Here is a 12,456-nt window from a genome sequence, read left to right as displayed (position 1 = left end):
TTGCCGGCAAGCATTGCGACGTCCGCCGTGGTGATGCCAGATGTTTATTTCAGTTAGATGACAAACGACTTTTCCCCTGGAGGAAGGCTTTCCGGCGGGCGCGTCGAGGCGTGCAAACCAGCCTCAGACGGACTTCACCGCGACGACCAGGAGCGCCTGGTAGGAGTCCGCCGCCTCGCGCAAGGCGGCCTGCGACAGCGGTCCCGAGCGTCTCGCGATGCCGTCCTGCGCGTTCGATGTGTCGCGCTTGCCGGCGCGCTCGGCATAGGGCGAAACGGTCGAAAAGATCTGGTCGCTGAGCGCGTCGGGGAAGAACAACTGGCCGGTCATCACCGAGCGATCGTCCGGGAAGACTTTGAAGTGGATATGGGTGGTTCGGCCGCGATACCAGCCGGGATAGATGGTGGCGAAGGACACGATGCCGCTTTCGTCCGTCTTCTGCCAGCCGCGCAGGAAGATCTGGCCCGACGTGTCGACATCCTCGCCATCGCCCTGGCCCGGATAGCCGGAATAGTGGCCTTGCGCGTCGCAATGCCAGATGTCGACGCGCCCCCCTGCAAGCGGGCGGCAGGCGGCATCGACCACCTGCAGCGTGACAGTCAGACCGACACCGCTCTTTCCCTCGGTGATGTCGGCGCGTTCGAGCTTCGGGTCGAAATAGAACGGCCCCTCGGTCGCCTCTGGCGTGATGGCGCAGACGCCGGCGCCGGCATCGAAAAGGGCAAGCCCGGCATAGGGCGAAACCTGCGCGGCAGGCGCGGTGGACGGCACAAAGCTGCCGCCGCCGGCGGTGACGGCAATCAGGCCGAGCGCCCGGCGCCGGGAGATTGGCAAGGAAGCTCGCTTGTCGGACATCTGGCGCCTTTCTGGCCTGCCTGGCTGGCCCATCGGTTTGCCGCGTGCAAAAGCGTGGCACACATCCTATATGGAGCCGACACTCCCCTTTTCGAAGCCCGGAATTCCGAGGCGAGAAGACTTTTGAGGCAAGACATGAGCCAAGCGCAGACGCAGATTCCCGTAACCGTGCTGACCGGCTATCTCGGCGCCGGCAAGACGACGCTGCTCAACCGCATCCTGTCGGAGAACCACGGCAAGCGCTATGCCGTCATCGTCAACGAGTTCGGCGAGATCGGCATCGACAACGACCTGATCGTGGAATCCGACGAGGAAATCTACGAGATGAACAATGGCTGCGTCTGCTGCACGGTACGCGGCGACCTGATCCGCGTCGTCGAAGGCCTGATGCGCCGTCCCGGCCGCTTCGACGCCATCGTCGTCGAGACTACCGGCTTGGCCGACCCCGTGCCAGTTGCGCAGACCTTCTTCATGGACGACGACGTGCGTTCCAAGACCAAGCTCGACGCGGTGGTGGCGCTGGTAGACGCCAAGCACCTGCCGCTCAGGTTGAAGGATTCCAAGGAGGCCGAGGACCAGATCGCCTTCGCCGACGTCGTCGTGCTCAACAAGACCGACCTCGTCACGCCGGACGAACTCGCCAAGGTCGAAGCGACGATCCGCGCCATCAACCCGGCGGCCCGGATCCATCGCACCCAGCGTGCCGGGGTGGCGCTGGCCGAGGTGCTCGATCGCGGCGCCTTCGACCTTGCCCGCGCGCTGGAGAACGACCCACATTTCCTCGAAGCGCACGACCACGATCACGACCACCACGATCACGACCATGATCACCATGACCATGACCACGATCACCATCATGACCACGCGCATCCTTCCGACATCCATGACGTGACGGTGCAGTCGGTGTCGCTGCGCGGCGGCGAGATGGACCCGAAGAAATTCTTCCCGTGGATCGAGAAGATCACCCAGATGGAAGGCCCGAACATCCTGCGACTGAAGGGCATCATCGCGCTGAAGGGCGACGATGAGCGCTATGTCATCCAGGGCGTGCACATGATCATCGAGGGCGACCACCAACGCGCCTGGAAGGATGGCGAGAAGCATGAGAGCCGGCTGGTCTTCATCGGCCGCGAACTCGACGCCGAGCGGCTGCGCAGGAGCTTCGAGGCCTGCCAGGCGGCTTGAACGTTCGGGAGGAGGACAGGCTGCTTAGGGCGATCAAAGCACTGCCAAGCATTCTGTAGCGACAATTTCCAACCGTTGGCGCCGCCCCTCATCCGCCTGCCGGCACCTTCTCCCCGTATAGTGACGGGGAGAAGAAGGCTGGCCGCAATGTCGACGCCTATTCTGTAGCGCTGAAGATTGGCGAAATGATCCGCGACAACCCTCTTTCTCCCCGTCACTATACGGGGAGAAATGTCCGGCAGGACAATGAGGGGCGGCGCCATCGCTGGCGATTATCCCCCTCATGGTTGCCGGACGTACAAACGTCGAGTAAGCCGCCTTCTGCACTTTCACCAGACAAAGATAGCCATGCCCACAGTCGCCCCGCTTGATCTCGAAGGCCATTGCGTCGCCGCCGTCTTCCTCAACGACGTCCCGCATTTCGCTTTGGCCGACGGCGCAATCCATCGCCTGGACAACGGGCAAAAGACCGCGCAGGCCAATGATGGGCTGCTTGCCGCCTTCCATGACGCGGCCAACGATCGGCTGATCACCGGCGGCGAGGATGGCAAGGTCTTTTCGATCACCGCGGGCGGCAACGTCCAGGAACTGGCGAGCGCCGGCAAAAAATGGATCACCAGCGTCACCGCCGGGCCGCAGGGCGCGATCGCCTATGCATCCGGCAAGACCGCCTTCGTGCGCTTCGCCGACGGCAAGACCAAGGAGTTCGCCCATCCGCGCTCGGTCGAGGGGCTGGCCTTCTCGCCCAAGGGCATGCGTTTCGGTGTCGCCCGCTACAATGGCGCGACGCTGCATTTCCCCGCCGCCGAGGGCAAGCCGGTCGAGCTCGAATGGGCCGGCGCCCATACCGGCATCGCCTTCTCGCCGGACGGCGCCTTCCTCGTCACCACGATGCAGGAGAACGCGCTGCATGGCTGGAAGCTCGCCGATGGCAAGCACATGCGCATGAGCGGCTATCCGGCAAAGGTCAAAAGCCTGTCATGGGCGCCCAAGGGCAAATGGCTGGCGAGCTCGGGCGCGCCGGCGGCGATCGTCTGGCCGTTTACCGGCAAGGACGGCCCGATGGGCAAGGCGCCGCTGGAGCTCGGCACGCGCGGCAACGCCATGGTCACCACGGTCGCCTGCCATCCGAGCCAGGATGTGGTGGCGATCGGCTATGACGACGGCATGGTGATGGCGGTGCGCTTCGCCGACGCCAAGGAAGTGCTGCTGCGCCGCCCCGGCAAGGGCGCCATCACCGCGATGATGTGGGACGGGGAAGAGCGCCGTATCGTCTTCGGCAGCGCCGCCGGCGACTGCGGCGTCATCGACATCACGGCGTAGGCTCGACTATTCTGCCCCGCAGGATACTTTGCCTTTGACTTCAACCGGCTTGCCGTCCTGGTCCGTATCCGCCGCGGCGTCGTAGATGGCGAGCGTATAGCGCCCGTCATAGACGCCCTCGTCGCTGGTCTTGGTCAGGATCGTCAGTTCGACCGAGTTGATACGTTCAGCGACTTCGTGCTCGTGATAGATGTTCAGCCGCAATTCCTCGCCGTCGAGCCAGTATTGCGTCAGGTTCGAATCCTCGAAGACGGTCTTGCGCAGGCTGTCGCCGGCAGGTCTGCCGAGAATTTCGAGATCACCGCGAAAATTGAACGTCGGCCCTCCCATGCCCCTGGTGACGCCGGCTTCGACCTGGAATATCGCCGCAGCATCCTCGGCGGAGCACCAGATGCCGCCGCTCGCAAGAGCCCCGCCAGCCGACAGAAGCAATGTCGCAGTGCAAATCATCGCACGCATTTTTTCTCCCCCAAAACCACAAGCCAGGCCCGTATTGATGCCGGGCTTTGCCTCGAGGTCAAGCGCCAGCCGGCTGCCGCTGAACCAATGCAGGGCAAGCCGGCGGCCAATTGCGGTTTGAGACGGCGATTGTCTACAGTGCGCGCGAGAGGGACTTCATGCATTCAACCAGCCATTCAAAGACGTCGATCGGCGGCATCAGCCGCGAGCGCATTGCCGTGCTGCGCGAGACGGAGGCGGAGGTTTTCCGCAAGGCGCGGCCGAAATCGCTGGCCAAGGCCGGCAATGGCCTGCCCGGCTTTTTCGGCGGCGTGCCGATGCACTGGATGAACGATTGGCCGACGCCGTTCCCGATCCTGGTCGACAGCGCCAAGAGCGCCACCATCACCGACATCGACGGCAACCGGCTGGACGATTTCTGCCTCGGCGACACCGGTTCGATGTTCGGCCATTCGCCGCCGCCGGTCGCCCGCGCCATCCGCCGGCAGTCCGGGCGCGGCCTGACCTATATGCTGCCCAGCGAGGATGCGTTGGCCATCGGCCCGCTGCTCCAGCAGCGCTTCGGCCTGCCCTTCTGGCAGATTGCCACCACCGCGACCGACGCCAACCGTTTCGCGCTACGCGTTGCCCGCGCCGTCACCAACCGGGAGAAGATCCTGGTCTTCAACGGCTGCTACCACGGCTCGGTCGACGAGACGATGGTGCGGCTGATCGACGGCAAACCGGTGAACCGGCCGGGGCTCGCCGGCGAATTCCGCGATCTCACCCGGGCAACGAAGATCGTCGAATTCAACGACATCGCCGCGCTCGAAGCGGCGCTCGCGGACAGGGATGTCGCCTGCGTCATCACCGAGCCGGTGCTGACCAACTCCTGCATGGTGCTGCCGGAACCGGGCTTCCACGACGCGCTGCGGCGCCTCACCCGTGCCGCCGGCACGCTGCTCCTGATCGATGAGACGCACACCATCTCCACCGGCCCCGGCGGCTACACGAGGAAGCACGGGCTGGAGCCCGACCTCTTCGTGCTTGGCAAGCCGCTGGCCGGCGGCGTGCCGGCGAGCGTCTGGGGCCTGAGCGACGAGGTCGCCAGCCGCTACGCCGCCTACAACAGGGTGAAGGAGCCTGGCTATTCCGGCATGGGCACGACGCTGTCGGCCAATCCGCTGCAGTTCGCCACCATGCGCGCGGCGCTCGAGGAGGTGATGACCGAGGAAGCCTATGCCCGCATGGACCGGCTGGCGCGGCGGCTGGATGCCGGGCTGACGGCCGTCATCGACCGCTACCGTCTGCCCTGGCATGTCGCCCGCGTCGGCGCCCGGGTCGAGTTCATCTGTGCCCCGGGCCCGCTGCGCAACGGCGGCGCGGCGGAGGCGGCGCACGCGCCGGAGCTGGAGGCCGCCATCCACGTCGCGCTGGTCAACCGGGGCGTTCTGATCGCGCCCTTCCACAATATGATGCTGATCTCGCCGGCCACGACGGCGGCTCAGGTCAACAGGCTGATCACCGCTTTCGCGACGGTTGCGGCAAGGCTTGCGGCATGAGACAAGCAGCGGAAGATTGGCGGCCAGGCCAAAGCAGAGTTCGATCATGACCTCACCTTCGGGCTCGACGCCCCGCGAGGCGAAAGCCTTTCTCGATGCCCACCCCGAAATCGAGGCCTTCGACATCGTGCTCACCGACGCCAACGGCATCGGCCGTGGCAAGATCGTGCGCCGGCACGAGCTGATGGGCATTTTCGAGGCCGGCCGGCACCTGCCGATCTCGATCCTCGGCCTCGACATCACCGGCGAGGACGTGCACGAGACCGGCCTGGTCTGGGACACCGGTGATGGCGATCTGAGGGCATGGCCAATCCCCGGCACGCTGGTGCCGCTGTATGGCACCAACCCGCCGCGCGGCCAGGTGCTGATGGCGATGTACCATCTCGACGGCCAGCCGATGTCGTCCGATCCCCGCCTGGCGCTCAAGCGGCAGGTCGAGCGCCTGGCGGCCAAGGGGCTGCGTCCGGCCGGCGCCTTCGAGCTCGAATTTTTTCTTCTTGCCAATGAGCGCGATGCCGACGGCAAGGTGCAGCCGGCGCATGCCGTGCTCGACGGGCGCCGCTCGGCCAAGACCGAGGTCTATTCGGTTGACCATCTGCACGGCATGGAGCCGCTGTTTTCCGACATCTATGCCGCCGCCAGCGCACAAGGCATCCCGGCCGAGACGGTGATTTCCGAATATGCGCCAGGCCAGTACGAGCTGACGCTCAACTACCGCAAGGATGTGATGCGGGCTGCTGACGACCTCATCATGCTGAAGCGGCTGGTCAGGGCGCAGGCGCGGCGCCACGGTGTCACCGCCTGCTTCATGGCCAAGCCGATCGAGAAATACGCTGGCTCTGGCATGCATTTCCATGTTTCGCTGCAAGATGATGCCGGAAAAAATGTGTTTGCCGAAGCCGGTGGCGAGAGCTGGTCGCCGCCGCTGCTGCAGGGTCTCGGCGGCCTGATCCAGACCATGGCGGAATCCATGCTGGTGTTTGCGCCGCATGCCAATTCATGGCGGCGCTTCGTTTCGCAATCCTACGCGCCGGTGGCGCCGACCTGGGGCGTCAACAACCGTTCGGTGGCGCTGCGCGTGCCGGCTGGCGACGCCAGGAACCGCCGCATCGAGCACCGTCCGTCGGGAGTCGACGCAAACCCTTATCTCGTGGCCGCGACCGTGCTCGCCGGGATTGTGAAAGGCATCGAGGAAGGGCTCGACCCCGGCCCGGAAACCACCGGCAACGGCTACGAACCGGCCGTAACGCGCACCACCATGCCGGTGGACTGGCGCGCCGCGATCGAGGCGGCGCGGGCGTCCGATTTCCTGAAAGAGGCGCTCGGCCCCGATCTGCACCGGACATTCGTCGCGATCAAGCAGGCCGAATATCTGCGCGTCGCCCGCACTGTCAGCGAGCTGGACTACCACCTATATCTGCACGAGGTGTGAGCGGAACCATCGCCCGCCCCGTCCATTTCACCCTGGAATGGATGAGGCATGGGATGGCCGCCACGAACCAGGCGAAGGCACCAGTCAGGCGCGGGTTGGACGATGTCAAACCGGTCCTTGGCGAGGATGCTTCGATAGCCGAACTGCGCGCTGCGGCGAAGCCCTGTCGCCGCTGCCCGCTGTGGCGCGACGCCACCCAGACGGTGTTCGGCGAGGGACCTGAGAATGCCGAGGTGATCTTCGTCGGCGAACAGCCGGGCGACCAGGAGGATGTGGCCGGCAAACCATTCGTCGGCCCGGCAGGAAGGATCCTCGACGCCACGCTGAACGAAGCCGATATCGAGCGGCGCAAAACCTACGTCACCAATGCGGTGAAGCATTTCAAGTTCGAGCCGCGCGGCAAGCGCCGCATCCATTCCAAGCCGAATGCCGGTGAGATCCAGGCCTGCCGTTGGTGGCTGGACAGGGAACTCGATCTCATCCAGCCAAATCTGGTGGTGGCGCTCGGCGCGACCGCGGCGCAGGCGCTGCTCGGCAAGGCGGTGCCGGTGACGAAGATGCGCGGCGAGGTGATCGAGCGCGAAGACGGCCTGCGCGTCTTCATTACCATCCATCCATCCTTCATCCTGCGCATCCGGGAGCAGGAAGACAAGGAAGCCGAGCGGGAACGATTCCTCAAGGATATGAGAGAGGTGAAGCGGCTGATGGCGGTTTGATCAATTATGCTTCGGTGCGCCTCTTCGGATGCCCTCATTCAACTTTGATTAACAAGCATCGACAAGTTCGCGCCGCCCCTCATTGCCCCTTCGTAGCCAGCTGCCTTCTCCCCGTCACTATACGGGGAGAAGGTGCCGGCAGGCGGATGAGGGGCAGCGCCGACGCTTGCGCAAGGGCAATGCGGCGCGCGTTAACGGACGAGAATCGCCCTTAAATCATTGACGTTCGTGCCCGTCGGCCCCGGCACAAAAAGATCGCCGATCGCATTGAAGGCCGTCCAGGCATTGTTGCCGGCGAGCATCGCCTTGGCGTCGATGCCGGCGGCGCGCATGCGCGCCACCGTCGAGCCATCGGCGAAGGCGCCGGCATTGTCCTCCGAGCCGTCGATGCCGTCGGTGTCCGCCGCCAGCGCGTGAATGCCGTCCAGGCCGCCAATGGCGATCGCAAAGGCGAGCAGGAATTCGGAATTGCGGCCGCCCTTGCCCTTTGCCCGTAGCGTCACCGTCGTCTCGCCGCCCGACAGGATCAGCACCGGCTTGGCGAACGGGCGGTCGCGCGTCGCTACCTCGCGCGCGATGGCGGCGTGGACGCCGCCGACCTCGCGCGCCTCGCCCTCGATGGAATCGGACAGGATGACGGCTTCAATTCCCTGCCGCTTTGCCTCGGCGGCGGCGGCTTCCAGCGACACGCCGGCCGACGCGATCAGATGCACTTCATTGCCGGCGAAGACCGGATCGTCCGGACGCGGCGCATCGGCGGTCGGCGAATTGATGTGCGCCATGACTGCTGCCGGCAGCTCCATGCCGTAGGCTGATATCGATGCCAGCGCATCCTCGCGGCTGCCGGTGTCGGGAACCGTCGGGCCGGATGCGACCAGGGCCGGATTGTCGCCGGGGATGTCGGAGACGACCAGCGACACCACTTTGGCCGGATGCGCCGCCGCCGCCAGCCGGCCGCCCTTGATGGTGGAGACATGCTTGCGGATCGTGTTCATCGCCGCGATCGGCGCGCCGGAGGCAAGCAGCGCCTCGTTGACGGCGATCTCGTCGGCCAGGGCCAGGCCCGGAGCGGGCGAGGGCAGCAGCGCCGAGCCGCCGCCGGAGATCAGCGCCACAACAAGATCGTCCGCCGTCAGCCCGCGCACCTTCTCCAGCAGCCGGCGCGAGGCCTCGAGCCCGGCCGCATCCGGCACCGGATGCGCCGCCTCGATGATCTCGATGCGCTCGCACTTCGCGCCATAGCCGTAGCGGGTGACGACCAGTCCCTCGATCGGGCCGTCCCAAACCTTTTCGAAGGCAGCTGCCATCTGCGCCGAGCCCTTGCCGGCGCCGATGACGATGGTGCGGCCCTTCGGCCTTGCCGGCAGATGGTCGCGGATCGTCTTTTCCGGATCGGCGGCGGCGACCGCGGCGTTGAAGATCGACGTCAGGAAGGATTTTGGGTCTGTCATTGTGCTTCCGGCGCCAGGGCCAATTGTTTGCGGTCGGCGCCCAGATGCGCGCACAGCGCGTCGACCACCACGCCGTGATCCTCACGCTCCGGCAGGCCCGAAACGGCAATCACGCCGATCACGCCCGCGCCCTTGACGGTGACCGGAAAGCCGCCGCCGGCCAGCACATAGTCGGCGACATCCAGCCCCTCGCCGACCTTGAAGGTGCGGTCGGGGCGCTGCTGCTCCAGCACCATGCGGTAGGTGCTTTTCAGGAACCGCTTCACCACATTGATCTTGCGTCGCGCCCAGTCGGGATTGGAGGCGTTCGAACCCGGCATCGCGGCGTAGAACAGCGGCCGGTCGAAGGTCCTGATGTCGACGATGATCGGCAGGTTCTCGGCCAGCGCGCGCTTGCGGATCGCCGCGCCGACCTCGAAGGCGACGGCCTCGTCGAAGCCGGGGAAGACCAGCGTGGCCTCCTGTTTCTTGATCAGAGCGATGTCGTCGGCAACGGCCATGTCGTTCCCCTGTCAATGTCGCCGCACGCTTTGGCCGATGGTTGCCGTGGGGTCAAGCCGGAATGCTAGATCGCGATCGTGCTCTTGGCCGGCCGGCCAGCGACATAGACCTCGCGCACGGCGCGGTCGTCGCCCAGCGTCTGCAGGAGAAACAGTTCCTCGGCCAGCGTGCCGACCGTTTCCATCCTCAGCCGCATCGCCGGCGTGACGCGCGCGTCGAGCACGACGATGTCGGCATCGGTGCCAGCCTCGAGTGTGCCGACCTTGTCGGCGACCGACAGCGCCTCGGCATTGCCGCGCGTCAATTGCCAGAAGGACTGGAACGGGTTGAGCTTCTCCCCGTTCAGCGCGATCACCTTGTAGCCCTCGTCCATGGTGCGCAGCATCGAGTAGTTGGTGCCGCCGCCGACGTCGGTGGCGGCCGCGATTCTGAGGGCCCTGTCACGCCTGCGGTAGCGCTGATAGTCGAACAGGCCGGAGCCGAGGAACAGGTTCGAGGTCGGGCAGAACACCGCCACCGAGCCGGTGCTCGACAGCGCATCCGCCTCGCGTTCGGAGAGATGGATGCAGTGGCCGAACAGGCTCTTTTGCCCCAAGAGCCCGTACCGCTCATAGACGTCGGTATAGTCGCGCGACCAGGGATAGAGCTCCTGCGTGAAGGCGATCTCGGCATGGTTTTCCGAGAGATGCGTCTGCATGTGGAGATCGGGATGCTCGCGGCAGAGCGTACCGGCCATCTCCATCTGCTCGGGCGTGGAGGTGATGGCGAAGCGAGGGGTGATGGCATAGAGCTGGCGGCCCTTGCCGTGCCATTCCGCAATCAGCGCCTTGCTGTCGTCATAGCCCGATTGCGACGTGTCGAGCAGGCCGTCCGGCGCGTTGCGGTCCATCATCACCTTGCCGGCGATGTTGAGCATGTTGCGGTCATGCGACTCGGCGAAGAAGGCCTCGGCCGACGCCTTGTGCACCGAGCAATAGGCGGCGACCGTCGTCGTGCCATGCCGCACCATCTCGTCGAGGAACAGTCTCGCGATGCGGCGGCCGTGCTGGGCGTCGCGGAATTTCGTCTCCTCGGGAAAGGTGTATTTGTTTAGCCAGTCGAGCAACTCGGCGCCGTAGGAGGCGATGATCTGCATCTGCGGGAAATGCACATGCGCGTCGATGAAGCCCGGCAGGATGAGATGCGGGCGATGGTCGATCCGTCTTGCCCCGTCGCCGGCCTGCTTCTCGATATCGGCATAGGCGCCTGAGGCGACGATCCGGCCGTCGCTGATCAGCAGGCCGCCATCCTCCTCGTAGCGCCAGGCGGAATGGTCGTCGATCGTTTCCGGCCAGCGCAGGAAGGTCAGCGTGCGGCCGCGCAGAAGGGTGGAGGTCATGCTACTTTCCCTGGCCTTCGAACCAGGCGACCAGCAGCGCCCGCTCCTTGTCGCTGATCTGGGTGACATTGGCTGGCGGCATGGCGTGGCTGCGTCCGGCCTGCAGGTAGATCTCGCGCGCATGCTCGGCGATGCGCGCGTCGGTGTCGAGCATCACGCCCTTCGGGGCATGGTAAATGCCCTCATAGACCGGCTCCTCGGCATGGCACATCGAGCAGCGGCCAAGCACCGTGTCGCGCACGGCCTGGAAATGCGCCGAGGCGATAAAGGTCTCGGCCGCGGCGGAAGCCTTGGGCTCGCCGGTCAGGACCTTCGGCACGGTCGACAGCCAGATGATGATGACGAACAGCACGGCGGCGCCGAGCCACGTCCAGGTCGGGTTGCCCTTGCGGGCATGGACGGTGTTGAAATAGTGTCGGATAAGCACGCCGATGATGAACACCAGTGAGGCGATCACCCAGTTGAACTCGGTGCCGAACGCCAGCGGATAGTGGTTCGACAGCATCAGGAACAGCACCGGCAGCGTCAGGTAGTTGTTGTGCAGCGAGCGCTGTTTGGCGATCTTGCCGTATTTCGGGTCCGGCTTGCGGCCGGCGATCAGGTCGGCGACGACGATCTTCTGGTTGGGGATGATGACCATGAAGACGTTGGCCGACATGATCGTGGCGGTGATGGCACCGAGATGCAGGAAGGCGGCGCGGCCGGTGAAGAGATGCGTCAATCCCCAGGCGATGAACACCAGCACGCCATAAAGCACCAGCATCAGCCCTGTGTCGCTCTTGCCCAGCGCCGAGCGGCAAAGCAGGTCGTAGACCACCCAGCCGACACCGATCGTCGCCAGCGACAGCAGGATGCCGACCGGCACCGACATCGGCAGCACATTGGGATCGATCAGGAACAGGTCGGCGCCGGCATAGTAGACCACGCACAGCATGGCGAAGCCCGACAGCCAGGTGGCATAGGATTCCCATTTGAACCAGGTCAGGTGCTCCGGCATCTCGGCCGGCGCCACCAGATATTTCTGGATGTGGTAGAAGCCGCCGCCATGCACCTGCCATTCCTCGCCGAAGGCGCCGACTGGCAGGCCGGGGCGCTGGCGCAGCCCGAGGTCGAGCGCGACGAAATAGAAGGACGAGCCGATCCAGGCGATGCCGGTGATGACATGCAGCCAGCGGACGGCGAAGCTCAGCCAGTCCCAGAAAATCGCGAAATCCAGCATCGTGTTGCCCTTGGGAAGTCGTCCCTGCCGATGGCACGACTTTACGGTCTGGCGCCAAAACGAAAAGAGGCGAGGTGCGCGATGACTTTCAAAAAAAAATAAAAAATACTAGGGTTGTATAAGGTGTGAGATTCAGGTCAGGCCGAGCCGAAGCGGCGGGTTTCCAGACCTTGGCGCAGCCGCATGAGAGCCAAGCATGGCCTATCTCGACAACATCGCCGTCTTCGTCCGTGTCGTCGAGCTCGGCAATCTGTCGGCGGCGGGGCGCGACATGCGCATCTCGCCGGCTGTCGCTTCCAACCGCATCAAGGAGCTGGAGAAGCACCTCGGCGTTCGCCTGTTCAATCGTACGACCAGGCAGTTGATGCCGACCGAGCACGGCACGGTGTTCTACAC

General features: G+C 65.0%; 12 protein-coding genes. 6 read left to right on the top strand and 6 right to left on the bottom strand.

The window, feature by feature from the left end; genetic code table 11:
* Positions 1-123: 123 nt before the first annotated feature.
* Positions 124-855, bottom strand: coding sequence for an intradiol ring-cleavage dioxygenase (locus tag EN745_RS03980; protein WP_126056988.1), 732 nt, complete (start codon positions 853-855; stop codon positions 124-126).
* Positions 856-990: 135 nt separating this feature from the next.
* On the opposite strand from EN745_RS03980, the gene EN745_RS03975 reads away from it, so the two are divergent.
* Positions 991-2,040 (top strand): GTP-binding protein, encoded by a 1,050-nt coding sequence (locus tag EN745_RS03975; RefSeq protein WP_127420583.1) that lies wholly within the window; start codon positions 991-993, stop codon positions 2,038-2,040.
* A 348-nt stretch (positions 2,041-2,388) separates the two neighbouring features.
* A complete protein-coding gene (locus EN745_RS03965; RefSeq protein WP_127420582.1) occupies positions 2,389-3,363 on the top strand; it encodes a WD40 repeat domain-containing protein in 975 nt (324 codons plus the stop codon).
* A gap of 6 nt (positions 3,364-3,369) precedes the next feature.
* On the opposite strand, the gene EN745_RS03960 is transcribed toward EN745_RS03965, so the two are convergent.
* Positions 3,370-3,822: a hypothetical protein gene (locus EN745_RS03960; protein WP_126056985.1), complete on the bottom strand. Its 453-nt coding sequence runs from the start codon at positions 3,820-3,822 to the stop codon at positions 3,370-3,372.
* 158 nt (positions 3,823-3,980) lie between these two features.
* Between EN745_RS03960 and EN745_RS03955 the strand changes: the two genes are divergently transcribed.
* From EN745_RS03955 to EN745_RS03945, 3 genes are read left to right on the top strand one after another with little or no spacing between them, the layout of a single operon-like run.
* Entirely contained in the window at positions 3,981-5,363 is a 1,383-nt protein-coding gene (locus EN745_RS03955) for an aspartate aminotransferase family protein (RefSeq protein ID WP_127420581.1), read from the top strand.
* A gap of 46 nt (positions 5,364-5,409) precedes the next feature.
* Positions 5,410-6,795, top strand: a complete 1,386-nt coding sequence (locus EN745_RS03950; RefSeq protein WP_127420580.1) for a glutamine synthetase family protein — start codon at positions 5,410-5,412, stop codon at positions 6,793-6,795.
* Positions 6,796-6,848: 53 nt separating this feature from the next.
* Positions 6,849-7,511 carry a UdgX family uracil-DNA binding protein gene (locus tag EN745_RS03945; RefSeq protein WP_127420579.1) on the top strand — a complete coding sequence of 221 codons (663 nt, stop codon included), beginning with the start codon at positions 6,849-6,851 and terminating at the stop codon, positions 7,509-7,511.
* 191 nt (positions 7,512-7,702) lie between these two features.
* On the opposite strand, the gene EN745_RS03940 is transcribed toward EN745_RS03945, so the two are convergent.
* From EN745_RS03940 to EN745_RS03925, 4 genes are all read right to left on the bottom strand, one after another.
* Positions 7,703-8,962: a glycerate kinase gene (locus tag EN745_RS03940; RefSeq protein WP_127420578.1), complete on the bottom strand. Its 1,260-nt coding sequence runs from the start codon at positions 8,960-8,962 to the stop codon at positions 7,703-7,705.
* On the bottom strand, positions 8,959-9,462 hold the full coding sequence (locus EN745_RS03935) for a heme-degrading domain-containing protein (RefSeq protein ID WP_127406950.1): 504 nt from the start codon (positions 9,460-9,462) through the stop codon (positions 8,959-8,961). Before EN745_RS03935 ends, EN745_RS03940 begins: the two co-directional genes overlap by 4 nt.
* A 65-nt stretch (positions 9,463-9,527) precedes the next feature.
* Positions 9,528-10,841, bottom strand: coding sequence for a guanine deaminase (guaD, locus tag EN745_RS03930; protein WP_126056979.1), 1,314 nt, complete (start codon positions 10,839-10,841; stop codon positions 9,528-9,530).
* A gap of 1 nt (position 10,842) precedes the next feature.
* Positions 10,843-12,060 (bottom strand): urate hydroxylase PuuD, encoded by a 1,218-nt coding sequence (locus EN745_RS03925; protein ID WP_126056978.1) that lies wholly within the window; start codon positions 12,058-12,060, stop codon positions 10,843-10,845.
* A 196-nt stretch (positions 12,061-12,256) separates the two neighbouring features.
* Here EN745_RS03925 and EN745_RS03920 point away from each other — a divergent pair.
* Positions 12,257-12,456: LysR family transcriptional regulator (locus EN745_RS03920; protein WP_145991977.1), on the top strand; the 200-nt coding region annotated here is incomplete at its 3' end.

The sequence above is a fragment of the Mesorhizobium sp. M4A.F.Ca.ET.022.05.2.1 genome (assembly GCF_003998845.1).
Lineage (GTDB): Bacteria > Pseudomonadota > Alphaproteobacteria > Rhizobiales > Rhizobiaceae > Mesorhizobium.
This window is presented reverse-complemented; position numbering and strand designations above follow the sequence as displayed.